This window comes from Paenibacillus phocaeensis (genome assembly GCF_900021165.1).
Classification (GTDB): Bacteria; Bacillota; Bacilli; order Paenibacillales; family Paenibacillaceae; genus Fontibacillus; species Fontibacillus phocaensis.
The window spans coordinates 1-24,504 of sequence record NZ_FCOQ01000013.1 but is presented as its reverse complement, the minus strand read 5'-3'; the positions used below and the strand labels follow the sequence as shown (position 1 = coordinate 24,504).

Annotated in this window: 24 protein-coding genes; 17 read left to right on the top strand and 7 right to left on the bottom strand. The window is 57.2% G+C overall.

Features of this window, described 5'->3' with window-relative positions:
- Positions 1-63 precede the first annotated feature (63 nt).
- The 6 genes from BN3795_RS07535 (at position 64) to BN3795_RS07510 (ending at position 6,515) form a co-directional block, all read left to right on the top strand.
- Positions 64-1,236, top strand: a complete 1,173-nt coding sequence (locus BN3795_RS07535) for an MBL fold metallo-hydrolase (protein WP_332835594.1) — start codon at positions 64-66, stop codon at positions 1,234-1,236.
- 61 nt (positions 1,237-1,297) lie between these two features.
- The gene (locus BN3795_RS07530; RefSeq protein WP_068784102.1) at positions 1,298-2,788 is read left to right on the top strand and encodes a protein adenylyltransferase SelO; all 1,491 of its coding nucleotides are present in this window, start codon (positions 1,298-1,300) and stop codon (positions 2,786-2,788) included.
- Positions 2,789-2,837: 49 nt separating this feature from the next.
- Entirely contained in the window at positions 2,838-3,533 is a 696-nt protein-coding gene (locus tag BN3795_RS07525) for an NAD(P)H-dependent oxidoreductase (protein WP_068784101.1), read from the top strand.
- 304 nt (positions 3,534-3,837) lie between these two features.
- Positions 3,838-4,935, top strand: coding sequence for an MBL fold metallo-hydrolase (locus BN3795_RS07520; RefSeq protein WP_068784100.1), 1,098 nt, complete (start codon positions 3,838-3,840; stop codon positions 4,933-4,935).
- Between the two features lie 372 nt (positions 4,936-5,307).
- Positions 5,308-5,808 carry an RNA polymerase sigma factor gene (locus tag BN3795_RS07515; RefSeq protein ID WP_110945075.1) on the top strand — a complete coding sequence of 167 codons (501 nt, stop codon included), beginning with the start codon at positions 5,308-5,310 and terminating at the stop codon, positions 5,806-5,808.
- Positions 5,805-6,515 carry a zf-HC2 domain-containing protein gene (locus BN3795_RS07510; protein WP_068784099.1) on the top strand — a complete coding sequence of 237 codons (711 nt, stop codon included), beginning with the start codon at positions 5,805-5,807 and terminating at the stop codon, positions 6,513-6,515. Before BN3795_RS07515 ends, BN3795_RS07510 begins: the two co-directional genes overlap by 4 nt.
- 122 nt (positions 6,516-6,637) lie before the next feature.
- Here BN3795_RS07510 and BN3795_RS07505 read toward each other — a convergent pair whose 3' ends face one another.
- Positions 6,638-7,552 (bottom strand): phosphatidate cytidylyltransferase, encoded by a 915-nt coding sequence (locus BN3795_RS07505; RefSeq protein WP_068784312.1) that lies wholly within the window; start codon positions 7,550-7,552, stop codon positions 6,638-6,640.
- 117 nt (positions 7,553-7,669) lie between these two features.
- On the opposite strand from BN3795_RS07505, the gene BN3795_RS07500 reads away from it, so the two are divergent.
- The 3 genes from BN3795_RS07500 (at position 7,670) to BN3795_RS07490 (ending at position 10,588) form a co-directional block, all read left to right on the top strand.
- Positions 7,670-8,206, top strand: a complete 537-nt coding sequence (locus BN3795_RS07500; RefSeq protein WP_068784311.1) for a hypothetical protein — start codon at positions 7,670-7,672, stop codon at positions 8,204-8,206.
- A gap of 101 nt (positions 8,207-8,307) precedes the next feature.
- Complete coding sequence (locus BN3795_RS07495; protein WP_068784098.1) at positions 8,308-9,339, top strand: ROK family transcriptional regulator; 1,032 nt, start codon at positions 8,308-8,310, stop codon at positions 9,337-9,339.
- A gap of 25 nt (positions 9,340-9,364) precedes the next feature.
- Entirely contained in the window at positions 9,365-10,588 is a 1,224-nt protein-coding gene (locus tag BN3795_RS07490) for an MFS transporter (protein WP_068784097.1), read from the top strand.
- On the opposite strand, the gene BN3795_RS07485 is transcribed toward BN3795_RS07490, so the two are convergent.
- Positions 10,572-11,297 (bottom strand): class I SAM-dependent methyltransferase, encoded by a 726-nt coding sequence (locus BN3795_RS07485; protein ID WP_068784096.1) that lies wholly within the window; start codon positions 11,295-11,297, stop codon positions 10,572-10,574. The two genes, BN3795_RS07490 and BN3795_RS07485, sit on opposite strands and share 17 nt — an antisense overlap.
- A 207-nt stretch (positions 11,298-11,504) precedes the next feature.
- Here BN3795_RS07485 and BN3795_RS07480 point away from each other — a divergent pair, with 207 nt between their 5' ends.
- Positions 11,505-11,882: a hypothetical protein gene (locus BN3795_RS07480; RefSeq protein ID WP_068784095.1), complete on the top strand. Its 378-nt coding sequence runs from the start codon at positions 11,505-11,507 to the stop codon at positions 11,880-11,882.
- Positions 11,883-12,075: 193 nt separating this feature from the next.
- Complete coding sequence (locus BN3795_RS07475; RefSeq protein ID WP_068784094.1) at positions 12,076-14,463, top strand: GH36-type glycosyl hydrolase domain-containing protein; 2,388 nt, start codon at positions 12,076-12,078, stop codon at positions 14,461-14,463.
- 113 nt (positions 14,464-14,576) lie between these two features.
- Here BN3795_RS07475 and BN3795_RS07470 read toward each other — a convergent pair whose 3' ends face one another.
- The 4 genes from BN3795_RS07470 to BN3795_RS07455 form a co-directional block, all read right to left on the bottom strand.
- Positions 14,577-15,272, bottom strand: a complete 696-nt coding sequence (locus BN3795_RS07470) for an ABC transporter permease (protein WP_068784093.1) — start codon at positions 15,270-15,272, stop codon at positions 14,577-14,579.
- On the bottom strand, positions 15,256-16,188 hold the full coding sequence (locus BN3795_RS07465; protein ID WP_068784092.1) for an ATP-binding cassette domain-containing protein: 933 nt from the start codon (positions 16,186-16,188) through the stop codon (positions 15,256-15,258). The genes BN3795_RS07470 and BN3795_RS07465 overlap by 17 nt, the downstream gene beginning before the upstream one ends.
- Before the next feature lie 109 nt (positions 16,189-16,297).
- On the bottom strand, positions 16,298-17,257 hold the full coding sequence (locus tag BN3795_RS07460; RefSeq protein WP_068784091.1) for a sensor histidine kinase: 960 nt from the start codon (positions 17,255-17,257) through the stop codon (positions 16,298-16,300).
- The gene (locus BN3795_RS07455; RefSeq protein ID WP_068784090.1) at positions 17,258-17,965 is read right to left on the bottom strand and encodes a response regulator transcription factor; all 708 of its coding nucleotides are present in this window, start codon (positions 17,963-17,965) and stop codon (positions 17,258-17,260) included.
- A 181-nt stretch (positions 17,966-18,146) separates the two neighbouring features.
- Here BN3795_RS07455 and BN3795_RS07450 point away from each other — a divergent pair, with 181 nt between their 5' ends.
- The 4 genes from BN3795_RS07450 (at position 18,147) to BN3795_RS25495 (ending at position 20,898) form a co-directional block, all read left to right on the top strand.
- Positions 18,147-19,037: a M15 family metallopeptidase gene (locus tag BN3795_RS07450; protein ID WP_068784089.1), complete on the top strand. Its 891-nt coding sequence runs from the start codon at positions 18,147-18,149 to the stop codon at positions 19,035-19,037.
- 42 nt (positions 19,038-19,079) lie between these two features.
- Positions 19,080-19,595 carry a VanZ family protein gene (locus tag BN3795_RS07445; RefSeq protein WP_068784088.1) on the top strand — a complete coding sequence of 172 codons (516 nt, stop codon included), beginning with the start codon at positions 19,080-19,082 and terminating at the stop codon, positions 19,593-19,595.
- Positions 19,596-19,866: 271 nt separating this feature from the next.
- Entirely contained in the window at positions 19,867-20,406 is a 540-nt protein-coding gene (locus BN3795_RS07440; RefSeq protein WP_068784087.1) for an NADPH-dependent FMN reductase, read from the top strand.
- Between the two features lie 315 nt (positions 20,407-20,721).
- Complete coding sequence (locus tag BN3795_RS25495; protein ID WP_198524673.1) at positions 20,722-20,898, top strand: hypothetical protein; 177 nt, start codon at positions 20,722-20,724, stop codon at positions 20,896-20,898.
- Between the two features lie 142 nt (positions 20,899-21,040).
- Here BN3795_RS25495 and BN3795_RS07435 read toward each other — a convergent pair whose 3' ends face one another.
- Entirely contained in the window at positions 21,041-22,363 is a 1,323-nt protein-coding gene (locus tag BN3795_RS07435; protein ID WP_232729884.1) for an MATE family efflux transporter, read from the bottom strand.
- A 331-nt stretch (positions 22,364-22,694) separates the two neighbouring features.
- On the opposite strand from BN3795_RS07435, the gene BN3795_RS07430 reads away from it, so the two are divergent.
- Together BN3795_RS07430 and BN3795_RS07425 are read left to right on the top strand one after the other, a co-directional pair.
- Positions 22,695-23,714 carry an SDR family oxidoreductase gene (locus tag BN3795_RS07430; protein ID WP_068784085.1) on the top strand — a complete coding sequence of 340 codons (1,020 nt, stop codon included), beginning with the start codon at positions 22,695-22,697 and terminating at the stop codon, positions 23,712-23,714.
- 13 nt (positions 23,715-23,727) lie between these two features.
- Positions 23,728-24,504, top strand: a 777-nt coding sequence (locus BN3795_RS07425) for a glycerate kinase (protein WP_068784084.1), incomplete at its 3' end; no start/stop codon positions are given.

The following is a 24,504-nucleotide window of genomic DNA, read 5'->3' as shown; positions in this document are numbered from 1 at the left end:
TCCCCGGGATTTGGCACAACCTTCCTGGATGAAAGTCATTCATTCAGTGGAGGTGGTCCCCCGATGATGGGGTTATTTGTCCTGATTTGTCTCGTCGTGCTCCTTGCCGTTGGAATGGATTTGTTCCAAAAGCTGTACCCTCCGTTTGGCGGGAAGCCCTCGCCCGAAGACATGAAGCGCTACCGGAAGTCACCGAATTATAGAGGGACGAAATTTCAATATCCGCTGGAGACGAAAATGTTCACGCCTTCGCCGGGCAGCTGGATTACGGCCTTGCGGGAATATGTGCAGCGCAAACCCCGGTTGAAGCCGGACCGCCCGCTGCCCCAGGTCCAGTTGACTCGGCAGTTGATCGAAGCGTTGCAGGACGATACGGTGGTGTGGTTCGGCCACTCCGCTCTTTTGCTGCAGATGGGGGGAGTGCGGATGTTGCTGGACCCGATGCTGGGTGACGCCCCCTCGCCGATTGGAGGCGGCAAAAGATTCAACCGTGAGCTGCCCTTCGGCAGCCTGGATGAGCTTCCGCCGATCGATGCCATCGTCCTGTCCCACGATCATTATGATCATTTAGATTACGGTACCATTCGGCAATTGAAGGATCGGGTGGGGCGCTTCATCGGGCCGCTCGGCATCCGCTGCCACCTGGAACGGTGGGGAGTGGCTCCCGGACAGATCGAAGAAACCGATTGGTGGGAGGAGCTGGAGCTCCAAGGCGTTCGGTTGGCGTGTACGCCGGCCCGGCATTTTTCGGGGCGGAGTCTGTTCAAGCAAGGCGGGGGCGGGTTATGGTGCTCCTGGGTGATCGCCACGCCGGAGAAGCGGGTTTATTTTAGCGGGGATAGCGGGTATGGCCCTCATTTTCAGGAAATTGGTGAAAAATACGGCCCGTTCGACCTCACCTTCATGGAGTGCGGCCAATACGACGACCGGTGGGGGGATATCCACATGTTCCCGGCGCAGACGGCGCGGGCTCACCTCGAGGTCAGAGGGAACGTGTTGATGCCGATTCATTGGGGCGCCTTTTCGCTGGCGATGCACAGCTGGTACGACCCGGTTCGTCAGCTAACGGAGGAGGCCAAGCAGCGCGGGATTCCGTTAACGACGCCCAAGCTGGGGGAACCCGTTCAAATCGGGGCATCCGAACCGTATCCAACCGAAGCCTGGTGGCAAACGTTCGAATCGTCCCGGGAGGCACGAGGGTACCGCGGAGCCCGTCCCTCCCGCACCATGAAGTAACATTCGTCACGTCCTGCAGGTGATTTCGCCGGGACGATAACCGAGTAGGAAGGAGAAGCCGATGAGCCAATCAAACGGAAATCTGCAAGCCGGATGGAATTTCGATAATACGTATGCCCGCTTGCCGGAGTTCTTCTACACGAAGCAGGAGACCAAGCCGGTCCGCTCGCCCGAGCTGGCCGTGCTGAACGACAAGCTGGCGGCGGAGCTTGGCTTGGACCCCGCGGCGCTGCGCCGCGAGGAGAACGTGGCCGTCTTCGCCGGCAACGAGCTGCCGCCCGGGGCGGAGCCGCTGGCCCAGGCGTATGCGGGCCACCAGTTCGGGTATTTCACGATGCTGGGGGACGGCCGGGCCCTGCTGCTCGGCGAGCAGATCGCGCCTGGCGGCGATCGCTTCGACATCCAGCTCAAGGGCTCCGGCCGGACCCCGTATTCGCGCGGCGGCGACGGGCGCGCCGCGCTGGGCCCGATGCTGCGGGAGTACATCATCAGCGAGGCGATGCACGCGCTGGGCATCCCGACTACCCGCAGCTTGGCGGTGGTGACCACCGGGGAGACGGTGGTCCGCGAACAGGGCTTACGCGGGGCGATTCTCACCCGCGTAGCCGCCAGCCACGTGCGCGTCGGCACGTTCCAGTACGCCGCGCAATTCGGCGAGCCGGCGGATGTCCGCACGCTCGCCGACTACGTGATCCAGCGCCATTACCCGGGGCTGGCCGAGCTCGCCGATACCGGCGAGTCCGGCCGCTACCTGGCGCTTCTGCGGGAGGCGATCCAGCGTCAAGCCGCGCTGATCGCCCAGTGGCAGCTTGTCGGATTCATCCACGGCGTGATGAATACCGACAACATGGCCTTGAGCGGCGAGACGATCGACTACGGGCCCTGCGCCTTCATGGACGCGTACGACCCCGCGACCGTGTTCAGTTCCATCGACCGTCATGGCCGATATGCCTACGGCAATCAGCCCTCCATCGCGGTATGGAACTTGTCCCGGTTCGCCGAGAGCCTGCTGCTGCTGCTGCACGAAGAGGAAGATCAGGCCGTCCGGCTTGCCGAGGAGGCGCTTCATGGCTTCGCCTGGCAATTTGAAGCGGCCTGGCTGCAAGGCCTGCGGTCGAAGCTGGGCTTGTTCGGCGAACAGGAGGAGGATGCCGCCCTCGTCAAAGACCTGCTCGACCTGATGCACCAGCACCGTGCCGATTTCACCAACACGTTCCTCGCCTTGACGTTTGGCCGTCTGGAAGAGCCGCCGATGGCCGGCACCCCCGAGTGGTCGGGTTGGCTTCAGCGCTGGCAGGCGCGGCTCGCCGCGCAGACCGAATCGCTAGAGGCGGCTCGCGAGTTGATGCGCCGCAGTAACCCGGCGGTGATTCCGCGCAACCACCGGGTGGAGGAGGCGCTCGAAGCCGCCGTGGAGCGGGACGATTATAGCGTGATGGAACGCCTGCTGCAAGCGTTGGAGCAACCTTTCGCCCATACGCCGGAGCAGGCGGAATACGCGGAACTCCCGGAGGCTTGCGACCGGCCGTACCGCACGTTCTGCGGGACGTAATCGGCAAGAACCCGGCCACATTTTAACTTTAGAGGAGTGAATTTACGTGATGAGCTTGATCTCTAAATTAGACAAAGCCGAAGTCAAACAAGCAATCCTGGAGGCGTATCAGTTTCGGCATGCCTGTAAGCAGTTCGATCCCGACCGGGCCCTTCCTGAGGAAGATTTCCGGTTCATTTTGGAGGCCGCTCGGTTGTCGCCCAGTTCGGTAGGCCTGGAACCGTGGAAATTCCTCATCCTTCAGAAGCCGGAGCTCCGCGAGAAGCTGCGCGCCATCTCCTGGGGGGCTCAGGGGCAACTGCCGACGGCCAGCCATTTTGTCGTCATTTTGGCTCGCACGAAGAAGGATCTGAGATATGACGCTCCTTACGTCATTCATATGATGAAAGAGGTTCACCACATCCCTGAAGAAGTCGTCGATCAGATGTTGAACAGCAATTACCGTACTTTTCAAGAGTCCGATTTCCATCTGTTGGAGAGCGATCGCGCGATGTTCGACTGGGCTTGCAAACAGGCGTATATCGCACTTGGCAACATGCTGACGGCCGCAGCTCTGATCGGTGTAGACTCCTGTCCGATCGAAGGGTTTGACCGGGAGAAGGCAGAGCACATTCTTCGGGAAGAAGGTTTGCTGGAAGATGACCGCTTCGGCATCGCTTGCTTCGCTGCTTTTGGCTACCGCGTGAAAGACCCGCGTCCGAAATCGCGGCAAGCGCTGGACGATATCGTGACCTGGGTGCGGTGAACCGCCTAACTTTCGACTATGCCTATTATAAGTTCGGCAGGATGCGGCTAACCTCCTCGGCACTGCATCCGAGATAAGGCCTATAGGCGTTCGGCTCCATTCTTGGGGCTGAATGATCAGAAATAGACCGCTTCCTTGGGTGTGAAGGGGCGGTCTATTTCGTTTTCTACTTGGATCACACTACCCATTGAAATCACATCACAATCCAACCCTATTTGGCAATGCCCCTCGCCTTGCAGTATACTCTCATTGAATTGAATCCATCCATTATCCACTCTTCATACAGGAAAAGGCGGTATTGTACATGTATATAGCATTAGGTATCGTTTTGGTTGCCCTCATTGGCATTATACTGTTTCTAAGGTTCTACCCGGCCTTCGGCGGGAAAGCTTCGCCCGCGCGCCGGGCGCGGTACGCGCAGTCCCCTCAGTGGCAAGGCAAAAAGTTTGCCTACACGGAGCCGACATCTTCGTTCCAACCTTCGTCGGGCAATATGGTGTCATTGCTGCGGGATTACCTGCGCGGCAATCCGCGGGTCCGGCCGGATCGGACGCTGCCGGTTGAACAGTTGGGGCGCGAGGCGCTGGAGAATCGGGACCGCGACAGGGTGGCTTGGCTGGGCCACTCGGCGCTGCTGCTGTACCTTGGGGGGAAGCGCCTCTTGCTTGATCCGATGCTGGGACCTTCGCCCACGCCGGTCCCTCCCTTTGGCGGCAAGCGGTATAACCGGCAACTGCCGCTCGATCTGGAAGACCTGCCGGTGATCGATGCCGTGCTGCTGTCCCACGACCATTACGATCACTTGGACTACGGCACGATCAAGAAGCTGAAGGATAAGGTGGGGCGGTTTTTCGTCCCGTTGGGCGTGGGGAGTCACCTTGAGCGGTGGGGCGTGGCGCCGGAGCGGATCAGCGAGCATGACTGGGGAGAGGAACTCGAATGGAACGGCTTGCGGCTGGCTTGCACGCCGGCCCGACACTTCTCGGGCCGAGGGCTCACGAACCGGGACGGCACCTTATGGTGCTCCTGGGTGATCGCCTCGCCGGAGCGGAAGGTCTTCTTCAGCGGGGACAGCGGGTATGGTCCGCATTTCAAGCAGATCGGCGGGAAGTATGGCCCCTTTGATCTGACCTTGATGGAATGCGGTCAATATGACCCGCGCTGGAGCGACATCCATATGCTGCCGGAACAGACCGTCCAGGCCCATAGGGACGTTCAAGGCAGCTTGCTTCTGCCGATTCATTGGGGGGCATTCACCTTGTCGCTGCACGATTGGAATGATCCGGTCCGCCGCGCGACCGCGGAGGCCGAACGCCAGGGCGTGTCTGTCACCACGCCGAAGATCGGCGAACCGGTCTATATCGGGGACCCGACCTACCCGAAGGAGACCTGGTGGGTCTGACGGACGACCAGATTAGTGAATTATCAACCCGTAGTCGCAAGCATGGGCCTCAAAGCAGCTTCCCTGAGGACGATTTACGTTCGAAGGGGGCTGCTTTTTGATGTCAGAAAGTAATTTGAGGGGGACACTTTGCATGATTATCCCCCTTGATCAGGTTGCGAGAACTGGAGAAGAACTCGCCTAACTCCGGCCCCTTGCCCTCCGGACCTTGCCCCTCCAGTCCCCTGCCCCTCCTGCCCACCCTGCCCCTGAATGAAGGGGATAATCGTGCAAAGGCAGCCTGAGAGACACCAAAGGCACGAACAGAATCGCCCCCTAGCTTGTAACGAAATCGCAATCCGCGAGTCTTATGTTAGGTAAGGTGGTGAATCCTTGGACGAACTTGAAATTGAACTTGAACAAATTTATGATGCCTATTTCCGGGACGTATACCGATTTGTCTTGTCGTTAAGTCGAAATGAACAGGTGGCGGAGGAGATTACGCAGGAGACGTTCTTCAAAGCGCTCCAGCAGCTTGACCGGTTCCAAAGAGCCAGCAAAATCAGCGTATGGCTGTGCCAAATTGCGAAGAACACCTATTTCACTTATTTGGACAAGCAGCGAAGGCTGGAACCAGAGGGCGGGCAGGAATGGGCAGATGGAGGGAGCAGCTTCGAGGAGCGGCTAGTTGACAAAGCGGATGCCCTTCGTTTGCATAAGCTGCTGCATAGCTTGGACGAGCCCTATAAGGAGGTGTTCATGCTGAGGGTTTTCGGGGAATTATCGTTCGATCAGATCGCTCAAATCTTCGGAAGAACGGAGAGCTGGGCCCGGGTGACCTTTCACCGCGCCAAGCACAAAATCAGAGAATTATGGAGGGAGGAAGAAGCATGACTCAGATCTCTTGCGAGGTCATTCAGGATTTGCTGCCGCTCTATTACGATAAGGTCTGCAGTCCGGCTTCTCGTGTCCTGGTAGAGGAGCATCTTTCCGAATGTGCCGATTGCCGGGAATGGCTGGACCAAATGAACCGGGATATCGCGTTGACCCTGCCGGATACCGAGGTGAGCCTAAGTACGCGTCAAATGGAAGAAAACGGGTTGCGCCGAATTCAAGCCTCCTGGAAACGCTCCAAGATGTTTGCCTTCGTCAAAGGTTTTGTTCTGGCCGCCGCCGCTTGCGCCTTGCTCTATCTGGGGTACCTCGGCTTAACCGAATGGAATGTCACGCGGGTTCCTTCGAAAGTCATTCAGATCACGGAGGTAAGCCGACTGCAGAACGGAAACATTGCCTATCACGTCAAAATGACAGACGGGTACACGGTTAACCAGGTCAAAGGGGTATGGGCTGCCGACCGTTTATACTTGGTTCCGATGCGTCCACTGATCAAAACGCGGAAATTCGCCGACATTTCCCTTGCCAATACGTACGACACCCTCAATCTTGAGCAGATCCGCGCGAACCGGAAGGCGATGGGCAAGTCCCCGGACGTTCGGGCGATCTATTACGGGCCACCGGAAGAGCCGATCCTGCTCTGGGAGCAAGGGATCGAGCTGCCCCCGGCGAGCGCCGCGCTTGAAGCGCAATTTCAGTTTAAATAATTGGCAGTGATTCGGTGATCGGATAGCAGCGCAAACTTAGATAGGGAATGCGTCGGGGCTTGAGGAGCTTGAACAGCGGAGATTCCACGAGTTGAGGGTCCGAAGGTCCCTGGCGATCCCCCCTACATGAAATCAAAGAAATACCGCGTCACGTGAAAAAAGACCGGCGACGTATACGTCAAACCGTCGACCAGGCTCAGGTAGCTCTTCCTCAAGGCCTGCGCCTTGTCGTCATCCCCAATGAGCAGATCTCGCTTCAGGACGGAGACGGTGGTGCTGCCGATAAAGCCGCCCAGCCCGATCAGCATGCCGGCGAACAGGCCAAACGAGGAGCCCAGCGGCGTTAGGACCGGAGCCAGGAAGTAAGCCGCGATGGACGTCACTGCAAAGGAACAGAGGAATCCCTCCCAGGTCACGAACGGATTGGCCGTTGGCACCACCTTGCGTTTGCCGAGGTACGACGAAGCCGCATAATGGACGATATCGTTTAACTGAGTCAGCACGACCAGATAGAGCACCAGCCCTGCACCATACGGCGGCGTAGCGAACGGAAAATACGCGAGATGGCTCAGACCGAACACCATCAGCATCAGTCCCCACTGGACCCGGCTCACGCTGCGCAGGAACCCGGCCGTTCCTTTATTGATCATGCGGGGAAGCGGCAGGAACAGGAATACGTACACCGGAATGAAGACGATAAACATGCCGTACCACTCGATCAGGATCCAGTAAAATTGGACCGGAATCGCCAGATACGCCCACAGGAAAAGCCGACGTTCGGATTTGCGGGAGCGGATCATGGAGAAGTATTCTTTCAGCGCAAAAAAAGACAGCAGCATCACCGCCAGCAGCGAGACGACCGGATTAAACAAGGTCGCCAGGCAGAGGATCAGCCACATGCCCCACCAGGTGCGCAGGCGTTGCCGAAAGGCCGGATACCCCTCGCCGGGGTGCTTCCGGTCTTGCATGAAACAGATGATATGAATGACAGCTAGGACTACGAAAATCACGATCATCGTCCATTGCAGGTTGTTCAACATGTTAAATCCCAACTTCCTCAGGAGGTAGATTCCGCCAAAGGAATCATATGTTATTATGGAGCAATAGTCTACAAATAGTCTACTGTGGATAAAGGGGAATGGAAGTCGATGTCGATGGCTGCGGATCGCTCGGTGTTTATTTTACTCACGAATACGGGTACGCTCTTTACCAAGGTGATCAAGGGATACACCAGAGCCCCCTACAATCATGCCTCGATCTCGTTTAACCGGGAGCTGTCAGAGCTGTACAGCTTCGGGCGGAAGCATCCGAACAACCCGCTGAACGGCGGATTTGTGAAGGAGGACATCAAGACCGGCACGTTCAGCAAATATCCGAATACGACGTGCGTCATTTACGAGTTGAAAGTCAGCCCGCGCGAGGTGGAGAAAATGGAGCGTGTGCTTCAGCTGTTCATCCGCAAACGGCAGAAGTTCTTGTACAACATCCTCGGCGTGATCGGCATCGCCTTGAAAGAGCCGATCGAATTCAGCAACTCGTATTTCTGCTCGCAGTTCGTGGCCGAGATCCTGGAGCGATCGGGCATTAAACTGTGGAACAAGCTGCCTGCGCTGGTGACGCCGGAGGATTTCCGGCAATGCGAGCGGCTGCAGCTCGTTTATGAAGGGAAGCTAAGCGAATACGAGCCGTAGGGGGCAGAAAATTTCTTCCACCCCCTTCCTCTTCCCGGGGGGTTGTGGTACCCTGATGGTGACTTATTAAAGATGTTTAAAAAGTGGGCGGAGGTGTCTTGATGACCGATATGCCGGCTACCCCTAAAGAGATGAAGCAGGTGATTCGCAGCGGAATCCGCTCCGCCTTGCTGACGATGGGCAGCGCGACGAAGGCGGAGCTGAGCGGGAAGCTGGGCGTCAGCTTTCCGACGGTGAGCAAGTTTTTGACCGAGATGAAGGAGGCTGGGGAGATCACGGCCATCGGAATGGACGATTCGAGCGGCGGCAGACGGGCGGAGCGGTATGTGTATAATCCGGATGTGATGCTGGGGCTTGCCGTATTCCTGGAGCGGACGGAAACGAATTACGTCATCTACAACTGCTCCGGCGATGTGAAGGAAGAAGGCCGAGCCGCTAGCCTGTTGGGAGATGCGGGGCACGGCCTGGCTGCATTGATCGAGGAGCAGATCAGGCGGTATCCGAAGATCCGTTCACTGGCAGTAGGGGTCCCCGGGTCAGTTAATCAAGGGCGAGTCATTCATATCCCTGAGCACGAGGCGTTCCAGAACTTCGACCTGAAGGGGTCCCTGGAGAAGCGGTTTGGGCTTCCAACCGTGGTGGAGAACGATATGAACGCCGCGGTGTTGGGATATTACAACAACCTGGATCCAAGCGAGAACCCGTCGCTGGTCTACCTCTATTTCGGTCAGAACGGCCCGGGGGCAGGGATCCTGATCAATGGCGATGTCGTTCGAGGCAGCACGTTCTTCTCGGGAGAGGTCTCTTACCTCCCTCAATACGAAGACCGGAACTTCGGGCAGGCATTGGCGCCGGGGCCGTTGATCGGGGGCGGTCGGCCCAGGGTTGGCGGCGCTGGAACGGATGCGGTCAGCCGGCTGGTGGCGGCTTGTACTGCACTGATTAACCCGCATACGATCGTGTTTTGCGAGGATGAAGTCAGCGTGTCCTTGTTGAACGACATCAAGGCAAGGAGCGCGTTTTACGTTCCGGCCGAGCATCTCCCGCGGCTGATGATGAGCGACTGGCGGCGCGATTATTTGAACGGCCTTACGCATCTGGGGCTTCAGCTCTTAATTACAAGCATCGGATAGGAGAAGGAAGAAGGAGATCGAAAACATGGTGACATTCTTTTTATTGATTATCTATTTGGCTTTCATCAGTTTGGGGCTGCCCGACTCGCTGCTGGGCTCGGCTTGGCCGATCATGCAGGGCGACCTGGGAGCGCCGCTTGGAACCGCCGGCGTATTGTACATGATCGTCGCCGCCGGTACGATCGTATCGAGCTTGGCCAGCGGTGCCGTGCTGCGCCGGTTTGGCATCGGGAAGGTGACTCTGATCAGCTGTCTGATGACGGCCGCGGCCCTGCTCGGTTATTCGGCGTCGCCCTCGGTGTTCTGGCTGGGCGTCTGCGCGATCCCGCTTGGATTGGGCGCCGGATCGGTTGACGCCGGCCTCAACAATTACGTGGCCGCGCATTATAAAGCGCATCATATGAGCTGGCTGCACTGCTTCTGGGGCGTCGGCGCGACGCTGGGGCCGGTCATTATGGCCGGGTTCATCTCCGGCGGGGGTCACTGGCGCAACGGTTATTTCACCGTGTCGATCATTCAATTCGCCCTGGTCGTGATCTTGTTCTTCACCCTCCCGTTATGGGACCGAGTGGCACAAGCCGCCGGCGATTCCCGGAAGGAAGAGCTCAGCGAACAGGAAGCGGCCCAGTCGGACGCGGGCCCGGTAAGACCGCTGCGCATCCCCGGCGTCAAGCTGGCGCTGGTTTCTTTCCTATTCTATTGCGGGGTGGAAGCGACGGTGGGTCTATGGGGCAGCAGCTATCTCGTGGGGATCAAAGGGATCGATGCGGGAACCGCTGCCAGCTGGGTGTCGATGTATTTCGCCGGCATCACCGTCGGGCGCTTCATCGCAGGATTCGTGACGTTTAAAGTAAGCAACCGCGTCATGATCCGCACCGGTCAAATCACGGCGCTGGTTGGCGCGGTGTTGCTGATTCTGCCGCTGCCTGCGGTCCTGTCGCTGATCGGGCTTCTGGTCATCGGACTGGGTCTGGCCCCAATCTATCCGTGCATGCTGCATGAAACCCCGGTTCGCTTCGGGAAGCAGTCATCCCAGACCATCATGGGTTATCAGATGGCCGTGGCCTATACCGGCAGTACGTTTATGCCGCCGCTGCTCGGGTTCCTGGCCTCTCACACGTCGATCGGCGTCTTCCCGTTGTATATCGTGTTGTCGGCTGCAGCGATGTGGTTGTTCTCCGAACGACTGAACGTCTTTCTGAAAGCGAGAAGCCGCGCTGCGGAAGGGAGTATTATTTCTCGGCCATAAATACGCCGTAGGACAGATGCGCCTGGTAACGCTGCAGGAAGCGCTCGTTCTCTTTGAAGAACGTCCGGACGGCGGGATCCTGCAGCGCCTCCAGGTCCAGGATGCGATGCGGGTCCCAGGCGTTCTGCCAATCGAAGGAGGAAACTCCGCTCGTTCCGGTCCCCGGCTCCCACTGCCGAACGCTCCGGAAGCCGGCGTCCTGCAGCATTCGCATCCAGGCGCCAGCATCAGGCAAGTACGGGTTGCCGTACAGCTCGCGCATTTCCCGCTCCAGCGCCGGATGGGGCTGCGTCCGGAACAGCTCGCGGTCCCACACCTGCCCGCCCTTGCGCAGAACACGGTGATATTCGCGGAACGCCTTAACCGGATCAGCGGCGAACACCGTCACCGACTCGGCAAGGACCGCCTCGTAGGTGTCCGATCTGAGCGGGATCGCGGTAATATCGCCTTGAATCCACTCGATTTGCAACTGTTGACGCTGGGCCCGCTGCCCGGCCTTCTCCAGCATGGCGACGCTTTGATCCATCGCGGTAACATGTGCCCCCAGCTGCGCCAGCAGGCAGGCGGTTCTGCCTGTGCCGCAGCCCACTTCCAGCACTCGCAGACCGGGGGAAATACCGGCCTCTCGGATAAAATCGACCGTGCCCTGATAGCCCCCCGGATGCGCCGAGCCTTCTCCGACGGCGGCGATGATTTCGTGATAATTCATCCCTTGGTTGCCCCTCCTTTATGAAGCTCCGCCACTCCTCTCAACAGCAGAATATGCCGCCGCATCTCCGGTGCGCTTAAGATAGGCTTTCACCCCGGGAGAGGACGGCGGCTTCTTCCATTCTTCCAGGATCGGGCATTCGCCCTGTGCAAATCACCGGCGAGATGAATAGGATAAATGAGCATTCGAGAGGGGAGGCACGAGTCCATGCAGCAGATTTATCCGCTTGGCGTAGAGGCCTGCAAACCGCACATCGGCAAGACCGTTTGCGCCGTACTTCGGGACGGCCGTTATTACATCGGCACGATCACCGACGTGAACGAGAACGGCATCCAACTGAACGGGGGATACGCTCCGGAAGCCACGGTTCTCTCCACCCAGCCCGCCAAAGCCAAGAAGCAGCTCCAACAGCTCAAGTCCAAATCCAAAGGCCATAAAGCCGCCGTCAAATCCGATGCCCCGGTGCATACGAAAGCGTTTGGCTACGGGCCGGGGGTTCCGGGTTACGGGTATGGTTACGGCGACTATGCGTTGGATTGGGCAGCGCTGGCTTTGCTGTTCCTGATCCCGTTTTTCTTCATCTAGCTCCAAAACTCACACAGCATAAAGATGCGGGGTTTGCGGCCCTCAGGCTCTCAGAGTCAAATTTCGTTTCGGCGAAATTCGGCTCTTTTTTTTGCGCGAGATGGAAGAAAACGCTTCAAAGGAGGGCGTTCCATTGTATAATGGACTTAGTTGTAGACAAGTAGACAAGATCACGCGGAAAAGAGGTTAAACCATGTTCAGAGCCACGGAGGACCAGGAATTCTACGAATTGCTGAGCCCTACGCTCTTGCCCAAGGCGTCGGGATTCCTATGGAACGAAACGATGATGATCCACATGAACTGCCGCGGATATGCGATCGCCCAGTTCATGCAGCCGGAGCCGGCGAAATATTCGCATGCGCCGAACCTGGAAGCGAAGACGTTCATGCAGCCGGAACAGCCGTATTATGCGCACCACCCGGGCCGTTTCGTGTTTGTGAAGGACGAGGAGAAGGGCAGCGCGTTTTCGGCTCCGTATGAACCGATGCGGGTGAAGACCGACAGCTACTCTTTTGCGTTAGGACAGAGCCGGATCGGATGGAAGGTAGAACACGAGGGCGTATTAATCGAGATGAGCCTCGGCTTGCCGAAGGAGGATCCGCTGGAGCTGTGGCGTGTCAAGGTGACGAACGTGTCGCAGCGGGCGCGGAAGCTGTGCGTCTATCCTTATTTTACCGTCGGCTATATGTCCTGGATGAACCAATCCGGCGAATATCTTGAGGATTTGCAGGCGATTGTCTGCTCTTCGGTGACGCCGTACCAGAAATACCAGGATTACGATAAAATCAAATTTTTCCGCGACAAAACGTTCCTGATTGCCGAACAGCCGCCCGTTTCCTGGGAGGTGAACCAGGAGGCCTTCGAGGGCGAAGGCGGCATCACCCGCCCGTCTGCCCTGGACCTGCCGGAGCTGGCGAAGGGGGACGCGCGTTACGAGACGCCGGTAGCGGTCATGCAATACCGGATGGAGCTGGCGGCCGGCGAAACGCGGGAATACCGCTTCCTGTTCGGACCGGCTCGGGATGAGCAGGAAATTGCGCAGATCCGGGAGACCTACTTCGGCAAGGCTGATGGGGCAGGAGAAGACGGGTTCGCGGCGGCCGAACGCGAATACGACCGGTATATCCGGGAAGGACGGGGCTGCCTGACGATCGCGACGCCCGACAAGGATCTTGATCTGTTCGTCAATCGCTGGCTGCCGCGGCAGATCTATTACCACGGGCAGACGAACCGTCTGACCACGGATCCGCAAACCCGCAATTATTTGCAAGATCACATGGGCATGAGTTATATCAAGCCGGAGGTGGCCCGGGCCTCGTTCCTGACGGCGCTCAGTCAGCAGAAGGCGAACGGCTCCATGCCGGACGGCATTGTCCTGCACCCGGACGCCGAGCTGAAATATATCAACCAAGTGCCGCATACGGATCACTGCGTCTGGCTTCCGATCTGCCTCAGCACGTATTTGGATGAAACGGGAGATGACTCGATATTGCAGGAGCAGGCAGCCTACGCCGACAGCGAGCAGGTCGAACCCGTGTATGTCCATGTGGACAAAGCGATGCGCTGGCTGATGAACGACCGCGACGAGCGGGGGCTTAACTATATCAATCAGGGTGACTGGTGCGACCCGATGAATATGGTCGGCTACAAGGGCAAGGGCGTATCCGGCTGGCTGACGATCGCCACAGCTTACGCCTTCCAGGTGTGGGCGGACATTTGCGACAACAGCGGCCGACCGGAAGTGGCGCGGGAGTACCGCGCGGCTGCCGAAGAGACGAACGACGCGGTGAACCGCTACCTCTGGGACGGCGAGTGGTACGCGCGGGGCATCACGGACGATAACGTCGTGTTTGGGGTCAGCGCGGACCGGGAGGGCCGAATCTTCATCAACCCGCAGGGCTGGTCGATGCTGAGCGGTGCGGCCGATGACGAGAAGCGGGCGAAGCTGATGCAGGCGGTGCGCGAGCAGCTCGAGACGCCGTACGGCGTGGAGAAGCTCGCCCCTTCCTACACGGCGATGCGCGAGGACGTCGGCCGGGTGACGCAGAAGCACCCGGGCTCGGCGGAGAACGGCGCGGTGTACAATCATGCCGCCGCCTTCTACATCTATGCCCTATATGCTGTAGGTGAGCGCGAGGATGCGTTCCGGCTGCTGCGCAAAATGCTGCCCGGCCCGGATGCCCGGGACATCGTGCAACGCGGGCAGCTGCCTGTGTTCATCCCGAACTACTACCGGGGGGCCTATCGGCAATTCCCGCGCACAGCGGGGCGTTCCAGCCATCTGTTCAACACGGGGACGGTGCCGTGGGTATACCGCTGCCTGATCGACGGGCTGTTCGGCTTGCAGGGAACGAAGGACGGCATCCGCGTGAATCCGCAGCTGCCGGGCCATTGGAACGAAGCGGCGGTCACGCGCGAATTCCGCGGGGCCACGCTGCAGGTCGACATCCGCCGGGATGCGGCAGCGAAGCAGACGGAAGTGTATGCGGAAGGCAAGCGGTTGCCGGATGGCGTGCTGCGGGAGGTGCAGCCGGGCAAGACGTACCGCATCCAAGTGAAGCTGCCAGCGGAGGGTTATTGACAACGGCAGGATGTAACAAGCCCACAATCCAACAAGCGCAAGTACGAGGGAGGGGATCCCGGGTACTTGCGCTTGTTGTATGCGCTGCGGCCACTTCATTCATCTGATTGGGCTTAGCCCACATCCATCCGGTCGATATGGCGGAAGCTGAGGTAAGTGATGATGATCCCCAACACCGACAGGGACAGCGGAACCGCAATGATGGAACTGAGGCTGAAGCCGAGATTGCTGGAGCATACGATCAAGACGATCAGAATCGACGATACAATTGTGGCGGGAACGGACTTGTTTCGCAGGCCGATGGCCAGAGGCAATAAGCACATCCCGGCGGCCCCGAAAGCTTGCATCAACACGTTGAGGCCATGGTTGAGGATCATTTCCGTTTGCAGCGGATCCGACAAATAACCTGTGATTGAATTGATCCCGAGAAAGATAGCGTCAACCAACAGGTTCGCTACAATCACATTGACAAAGGTCCAGACAAACACCATCGCCAGTTTAGCGAAAATCAACTTTTTACGGTTAACGGGATAGGCGAACAACAGGGCGATCGTCTTGTCTTTGAATTCACTGATAATCAGCTTCGATAAGAGCACGGAGGCATAAATGATGAAGGTTGCCCGAACGAGCAGATCAATCATGGACAGCAATTCGGCTTGATTCCGAAATGGAGGATCTTCGATATTCATGGAGTCAGCAAAATAAATGACCGCCATGGCTCCCGCAATGCACAGGTAAGCGAGGAGCGCCCCCCAAAGGTAGCTGGTCAGACGCCCCTTCTTGAGTTCCAGTTTAATAAGTTGGAGCATGGTGTTCCCCTCCTTTGAGCAGATCGAAGAAATACTCCTCCAGGCTGTGGTGCTTGCGGTTGATCGATTGAATCGGCACATCGTGGGCAATAAGCCCTTTGGCCAACGCCTCTTGAGACAGCCTCGTATCATAAATGCGGATAACGTTGTCGCCGATTTGCTTGATATTCTCAACCTCCAAGGTATCCACGAGGACAAAGGCGGCCAGATTCACGTTCGAGGTCACAATTTCCACGTATTCGGTTGTGGAGGCATGCACGGATTCCATCGAGACTTCGTGAAGCAGTCTCCCCCCGTCGATGACGCTGATGGTGTCGGCGACTTGTTCAATTTCCCCGAGCAGATGGCTGGAGATGAGCAACGCGATTCCCCAATCGTCGCGCAGCCGACGAAATAATTGGCGCATCAGCTGAATGCCTTCGGGATCTAGACCGTTGATCGGTTCATCCAGGAGCAGCAGCTCCGGCCGGGTACAGATCGCGCGCGCGATCCCCAGCCGCTGCTTCATTCCGAGAGAGAACTGCTTGACCGGCTTATCCTGGGTGCCGATCAACTGCACCATCTCCAGTGCCTCGCGAATGGCGTCTTTCTTGTAGTAACCCATATATTCGACATGCAGCTCCAGATTTTGCTCTGCCGTCAGCTTCTCGTAGAACACCGGCGTTTCAATCAGATGGCCGATGCGCTTCAGATGCTCTGTAGCTCCAGGTATGAGCTTCTCGCCGAACAGCTCAATTTCGCCGCCGGTGGGTCTGACCAGCCCCAGCAGCATCTTCATGACGGTTGATTTGCCGGCCCCGTTAGGTCCAAGAAATCCATAGATCTCGCCCCGGCGCAGGGTCATATTTACGCCGGATATCACTTCCGCCGCCCCGTAGCTTTTGACGAGTTGGCGCGTTCTTACAATTTCATTCATACTCTCACTCCCTTGTTTCTGTACCCTTACTCTTAGCGTACTGGGGGAAACTCTCTTTTCTCTGTCGAAGATCTTACTTATTTCTTACTTTGGAACGGGAGCTTCTCCTTCAAGTTCGCTTGGATCGAGGAAGGGTAACGGTGAAGCAAGTGCGTACACCCGGCGTGCTCTCCAGCTCGAGGGTCCCGTTCAACCGCTCGGCAAGCCGCTTGGCGATGGTGAGGCCAAGCCCGCTGCCCTGCATATTCCGGTTGCGCGAGTCTTCCATGGTATACATCCGCTCAAACACCCGAGCTTGTTCGGCCTTCGAGATGCCACGCCCCCGATCGATCACCTGGAGGGCAACTTGGTTCTCCGAAGACCGAAGCGATAACCCTAAATAGCGGCCTTCCGCTCCGTACCGCATCGCGTTGGACAACAAGTTGTCCAGAATACGGGATAATGCTTCTTCATTGGCGTACACCCATACGGGGCTCTCCGGCAAATCGATATCGACCTGAAAACCCTGCTCGGAGAGGAGGTCGAAATAAGCCAGGATCCGCTGGCGACCCATCTCCCCGGCATCGATCACCGACAGGGGGAGATCCATATCCCCCGATTCCAGTCTGGCCAAATCGAAGAAGGTGTTGATGAGCTCCTGGACCAGAGCGGTCTTCTTATAGACCTCCCCTAGCATCCTTTGGCGTTCTTCCGCCGTCAGGTCCGTCTGCTGGGAGAGGATTTCGGCATAACCCATGATGACGGTCAACGGCGTCTTCAGATCATGCGAGACATTGGATAACATCATCCGCATCGCCCGTTCCGTACCGGCATAATCCGTTGCCGATTGACCTGCTCGGTCAAGCAGGCCGTTGATGGCTTGCAGCAACTCCCGCAGTTCGGGAAGGGAAGTGTGGGTAAGGATACGTTCCTGCGTTAGGGGATACCGGGAATCCAGGAAGGGCGTGAGCTTTCGATTGATATAAGCAAGCTCCTTGCGAAGCGCCAGGTTTGTTCTATATTGATGAAGGTACAATATCGCCAGTACGGCGATGGGGATTAGCAGCAGCAACCACCCGTAACCCGCCATTTACCCTTCCCCCAGACGGTACCCGATTCCCCAAAGTGTGCGAATATACCGGGGGGTTGACGGATCATCCTCGATCTTCTCTCGCAGCCTTCTCATATGTACGTTAATGACGTTATCATCATTGAAATATTCTTCGTTCCAGACCTGTTGATAGAGCATGGCCTTGGTGTACACCCGTGTCGGATGTTGAAGGAACAGCCTTAGAATATGAAACTCCTTTGGCGTCAGCTGGATCTCCTTGCCTCGCTTGGTGACCGTGAAATTACCGGGGTCAACCGTTAGGTCGCCGATGGACAATAGCTTGACGTTCGACGTCTGCCCGGCTTCATCCGGGTTCGAATATAAAGTAGCCCGGCGGATGGAGGCTTGCACCCGGGCCGCCAACTCGATGAGCGAAAAAGGTTTCGCGATATAATCATCCGCACCCAGCCGCAGGCCCAGCGCCTTCTCGACTTCGCTGTCCTTCGCGGACAAGATCAGAATGGGGATGCGGCTCTCTTTTCGAATATGCTCTAGAATGTCGAGACCGCTCCGCTTGGGTAACATGAGATCCAGTAATATCAGATCATAGCTGCTGGATGCGAATTGACGGAGCGCCTCCTCGCCATCCTGAACTATGGTAATCTTGTAGCCCTCTTTGGCCAGGTAATCCTTGACCATCACGCTGATGGCGGGATCGTCCTCAATCATAAGCAGATGACCTTCCATGGCTTGGCCTCCCCTCTTGGAATGTACCCCTATTCTATGCTAGGACATGATCTTCCACAAGAAAAGTTCGTGCGCAGGGGATGCGACTTATCGATTTAAGAAAAATTTTATTTTTAGCCACCGTTCTTCTTAAACAATGTTTCCTATCCTAAAGAGGAAGAAGAGCTGGGAGGAACCAAACGTGAAGAAGTGGGTAATTAGTCTGATGATCCTGGCATTGCTGGGGTTTGGAGTTGCGAAATTTAAAGCGAATATAGCCCGGACGCTGCAGGACACAGGATCGCAAGTCCAGATTGATGAACGTGACAGCGCTCCGGAGGAGTCAGATGCGGCGATCGAGGGCATAGCGATCAACGTCACTAAGGATATGGTGTATCAAGGCGACCTGCTGCTGGTGAATAAAGACTATCCTGTCCCCAAAGGACTGCATCCTGAAGCCGAGGCGGTCAGCCTGATTCGGAATGCTGAGCTGATCGACGGGTTCGGAGTGCTGGACAATAAAGTGTCGTTGTCACCGCAGATGGCGGAACGGTTTGCAACGATGGTCAAGGCCGCCGGGGAGGAAGGAATCACTCATTTTCTGATCAGCAGCGGGTACCGGGATAAGCAGAAGCAGGACGAGCTTTACCGTCAAATGGGTTCAAAGCTGGCTTTGCCGGCCGGATACAGTGAGCATAACCTGGGCCTGTCGCTGGACATCGGATCATCTCAGGCGGAGATGAATCAGGCTCCCGAAGGCCAGTGGTTGAAGGAGAATGCGTGGAAGTATGGGTTTATCCTGCGGTATCCGGACGACAAAACGGCGATTACGGGCATTCAATTTGAACCGTGGCATTTCCGGTATGTCGGTCTGCCGCACAGCGCGATCATCCAAGAAAATGGGTTCGTGCTGGAGCAGTATATGGATTATTTGAGAGAACAGGGGTCGGTGAGCTTGACGGTGCAGGGACATCCCTATCGCGTGTTCTACTATCCGGTATCGAAGGATCAGACGATTCAAGTGCCTGCGCGGGGGGAATACGAAATCTCCGGGAACAACATGGATGGCATTATCGTCACCGTGCGTGAGTAGCCAGGCAGCAAGACAGGACATCAGGGAAGCGAGGGGAGAAGCGTGCCACCGGAAAACTGGCTGAAATATACGAGTATTCGATTGCTGTTTGTCATCTATCTAGGTCTCTTGGTAAAAATCATCCTGTTCAAGTTTCACACGATCGAACCGGGGGTTCTCTGGAGGCAATTGCAGTTCAGCCTGGATTCTCCCCGCCGGGTATACGGGCGGCTACAGGCGGGCAATTTGGTGCCCTTCAAGGAAATCACCCGGAGTCTGGAGGCCATGACCCCCCATGACTTGGTCAACGTCTTCGGCAATATCCTCCTCTTTATTCCGTTCGGGATGCTGCTGGGGATCATGTTCCGGCAAAAAGGCACCCGCGGCATAGAGACGATTCTCTATGCGTTTGGGTTCAGTTTGAGTCTGGAATGCGCCCAGCTGCTGTTCGCGATCGGGCAGTTTGATGTGGATGACCTGCTGCTCAATACGGGAGGAGCCCTGCTGGGCTACTTCATGTATGCCATGGTATCTGCGGTTCGGGGATCGCAGACCGCGGTGCGAACCGGGGAGAGCTGAACCCACTAAATATTCGGGCGGCGATGCTGCCCCACCTGAAGGCTGCCGGATTCGGCAGCCTTTATCAAGTTTGCGGGGGAGGACATACCTCACAAACTTTTTGTAAGCTACTTGACAAAGGGAACCAAGACGGATATCATTAATTCTAGTTCGAATCATCCAAAGTTAGCGGATTGGAGAAGTTCGGGAATGAGGCTTGGTGGTGTGACAGATGGGTTTTTGGGGCAAATTATTAGGTAGATCATCTAAACCAATTGAGGAGGAAAATACGATGTCTAAATTGAACATTGGGATTATCTTGGGAAGCACGCGCGATGGCCGTGTCAGCCCGCAAGTCGGCGAATGGGTGAAGAAACATGCGGACGCTCGCGGCGACGCGAACTATGAAATCATCGATATCGCCGACTTCAAACTGCCGTTGCTGGGCGAAGCCGATGCAAGCGAGCAAGCAGCCGCTTGGAATAACAAGCTGAACGGCTTGGACGGCTTCGTGTTCATCGTTCAGGAATATAACCACAGCATCACTGGCGCCTTGAAGAACGCGCTCGACTATGCGCGTGAAGCGTGGAATAACAAAGCAGCCGGGATCGTCAGCTACGGTTCCGTCGGCGGCGCCCGTGCAGCCGAGCATCTGCGCGGCATCCTCGGCGAACTGATGGTAGCGGACGTGCGCGTGCATGTTGCGCTGTCGCTGTTCACCGACTTCGAGAACTTCAGTGTCTTCAAACCAGCCGACCTGCACCTGACGAACTTGAACGACATGCTGGATCAAGTGCTCGCTTGGAGCGGCGCACTCAAAACGCTGCGTTAAGATTCATCCCGCGCTTCTACATCACCCCTGTGCCTGGAATATGGCGCAGGGGTTTTTTGCATGATTTCTTGGCGCTTCTAGAAATCTAATCGTTACCGTTACGCAAAATGCAAAAACAAAAGCCGATATGAGTACTACGAAAAAAGCGGTAAAGTCTGTGCTAAAGATATTAGACCAATATTATGGAACCAGCGGGTAAATCCTGTATTTTGGGGTGAATGCACTCAGGTCGCAGAGGGATCTCCTTGATGTGAGGTTTGTCATATCGTCCAAGCTTCCGCTTTTGCTAATTGTACCTTAGGAGGTGGATGACAAATGAAGGTCAATTATCCATTGAAGGGGAACGCCGATCTCAAGGATATCAAGGAATCCCTCAAGCCGTTTGGCGGACGCTGCGCGAAAATCGTAGACGGAACGCTGGAGTATCAAATTAAGGATGAGAACGAACAAGCCGCATATGAGGCCATGAAGGAAAAAGGGTATATCGGCTAAATGTTGTAGGATAAGTACAAGAAGGCGTCTCCGCCGTGATTTTCGGCATGGAGACGCCTTCTGCTTCTATCAGGGAAGTCGACGGAGCCGCTGTACCTTCTGGCTTCCATTCGGACTCTGTGCCGCTGGTTCGGTGAGCGCGCTAAATCAATTTATGCGCGTACCACTTCTTCCCGCGGAATCGCCAGAGGAAGAGGGCCCCGCGTACGCCCCATTCGCTGCACATCGCCAGCCAGACGCCCAGGATGCCAAGGCCACACACGATGCCGAGAATGTAGCCGAGAATCACTCGGAACAGCCACATCGTCAGCATAGAGGTCATCGACGTGAAGCGCGAGTCGCCCGCAGCCCGCAGCGCGGACGGCAAGATGAAGCTGATGGGCCAGAGCGGCACCTGGGCGATCGAGCTGACCAGAAGCACAAGGAAGATGTCGCCGACAATTTCACCCGGCGGAGCAAAGATGCTCACGAGCGGCCGGAACAACGGCAGCAAGATCAGGCTGATGATCGCCAGCGAACCCGAACCCAACCAGAGGAAAGACTTGATAAATTTCCGCGCGTCGCTCACACTGCCGCTGCCGATACATTGACCGACGACGGTGACAATGGTCAGCGACAGGGCGCTGGCGGGGATTTGGAACACTCCGGCGAGCGAGCCGCTGATCGCATTGGTTGCAATCGCGTACGTGCCCAAGCTGACGATGAATACCTGGGTCAGCAGCTTGCCGCCGTTGAAGAACAGCTGCTCGGCTGCAAACGGAATCCCGATGAACATAATTTTCCGCAGCATCTCCAGCGGGAAGTGGAACAAGTCCCGCAGTTGCAGATGTAAGGTCGCTTCCATTTTGAACAGATAATAGAGCGCGCAGCCGGCACCTGCAAATCGTGCGATATTGATCGCCAGCGTCATGCCGAAGACGCCCATATCCAATAAGGTGATAAACAGGATGTTCAGCAGTACGTACAACAGGTTCATGATCAGCGATAAGGTCAGCGAGGCTCTCGTTTTACCGATTCCCCGCAGTGCGGAGCAGACGGCCTGGACTACAGCCAGCCCGGTGTAGGAGATGCTGCTGCCGATCAGATAAATGCGGGCGTTGTCCAACACGTCGACGGATGCGGCGCCGAACAACAGCTTCAGAAGCGGATTGTGAAACCCGATCAGAAGCAGAGCCATCCCAACGGCAAGCAAGGACACCGCGGTAACGGTCGCCGCCGAAGCGCGGGAGACGTTGCGGTCATTGCGGCTGCCTTTGTATTGTGCGACCACCACGGTCCCCCCGGTCGCGACTGCGACAAACACGCTGATCAAGAAGATATTCAGCGAGTCCACGATGTTGACCGCACTGACGGCGGCGACGCCGGATGAGCTGATCATGGCGGTATTCACCAGGTTCAGCCCGATGATAAACGCCTGGTCGATCAGGATCGGCAGAAACAAGGCGAAGATCTGCCGGTAATCCATGGATTCGCCGGACAGATGCTTATCCAGAAAGGCGTTATTTTGCAGACGTGCGAAAATCGGTTTCAATCGTCATCACATTCTTTTCCATATAGTTAGGGAACGCATTAACCTTATTATCGGACATTATGTCGCGAGGCTAAAGCAATTGAGCAACCCCGGCTGCAGAGCAGGGGGCGGGCAGGGTTGAAGATACCACTTTCTAAGGAACGATGTCAATGCGTTTAAGCAACCAAACTGCGGGAGACAGGGGCTCGGTGGGCCATTTGGAAAATGCGGTGGGAGATGTTACGATGAAGGGGATTAGGCCAAATGGACTTGGGAGGGGATTGTTATGAAAGCGCTATTTATCGGAGGTACGGGGACGATCAGTTCTGCCATTACCCGTCAGTTGGCGGAAGACAGCTCCTGGGAGCTATACCTGTTGAACCGGGGAACCCGCAGCGGGGAGTTACCGCCCGGCGTACAGGTGATTGAGGCGGATATTCATCAGGAAGCCGAAGTGGCTGCGAAGCTCGAAGGTCATACCTTCGATGTGGTGGCGGATTTTATCGCTTTTGAGCCGACGCAGCTGGAACGGGATGTTCGGCTGTTTGCCGGGAAGACGAAGCAGTTTATCTTCATCAGCTCGGCTTCGGCGTATCAAACCCCTCTGTCGGATTACCGAATCACCGAAGGGACACCGTTGTCCAACCCTTATTGGGCTTATTCCCGCAACAAAATCGCCTGCGAAGAATATCTGATGAAGGAGTACCGCGAGCAGGGGTTTCCGATTACGATTGTGCGGCCAAGCCACACTTATGACGAGCGTTCGATTCCGCTGGGCGTTCATGGCAGCAAGGGATCCTGGCAGGTGGCTCAGCGGATGCTGGAGAACAAGCCGGTTCTGATCCATGGCGACGGGACATCGTTGTGGACTTTGACGCATAACAGCGATTTTGCAAAAGGATTTATCGGGCTGATGGGCAATATTCATGCCATCGGCGAATCGGTCCATATTACGTCGGACGAAAGTGTGACTTGGAACCAAATTTACGAAATCATTGCGGATGCTCTGGGTGTGAAGCTACGTGCAGTGCATGTTGCATCCGACTTTCTTGCCGATCACGGACCGTACGATTTCCGCGGCGGGCTGCTAGGGGACAAGGCGAATACGGTCGTCTTCGACAACAGCAAGCTGAAGCGGCTGGTACCTGGCTTTACGGCGACGGTGCGCGTGGATCAAGGTATCCGGCAGACGGTGGAGCATATCCTTGCACATCCTGAGCTTCAAGTGACGGATCCGGAGTTCGATGCCTGGTGCGACCGGGTTGTCGGGGCGATGGAAGCGGCCGCGAAGCGGATGCAGGGGTAGGCGGATCGTTCTGATGAACTCGGCAGTCTCTCCACCCACGTTCGTGTTGGCACCGGATTCGTTTAAAGAGAGCATGACCGCCAAGGAAGTTTGTCTGGCGATGGAAAAGGGACTGCGTAAAGCGTTCCCGGAGGCGCGTTATATTCATGTTCCGATGGCCGACGGCGGCGAAGGAACCGTTCAAGCCTTGGTTGACGCCACGGGCGGGCGGTTGTTCTCGCTGGAGGTGACGGGACCGCTCGGGGAACCGGTTACGGCACAGTACGGGCTGCTGGGCGACGGGGAGACGGCAGCCATCGAAATGGCTTCGGCGAGCGGGCTCCAGCAGGTGCCGCCGGAACGGCGCAACCCGCTGCTGGCCACGACGTATGGCACCGGCGAGCTGATCCGCGCCAGTCTGGACCGGGGCGTCCGGCGCATCATCGTCGGCATTGGCGGCAGCGCCACGAACGACGGCGGTGCGGGGATGGCCGAGGCGCTGGGGGCGCGGTTCCTGGACGCGTCGGGCCGACCGCTGCCGCGCGGCGGGGGCTGCCTCGGGGAGCTGGCGCGGATCGACGTATCCGCCCTGGATCCCCGGCTGCAGCAGACGCGCCTGATCGTGGCCTGCGACGTCGACAACCCGCTCTGCGGCGAGCGCGGGGCGTCCCGCGTGTTCGGGCCGCAGAAGGGCGCCACCGCCGTGATGGCGGCGCAGCTTGACGCCGCGCTGGCGCATTATGCCGAGACGGCGCGGCGGCAGTTGGGCCGGGACGTACGGGACGTCCCGGGGGCGGGCGCTGCCGGCGGG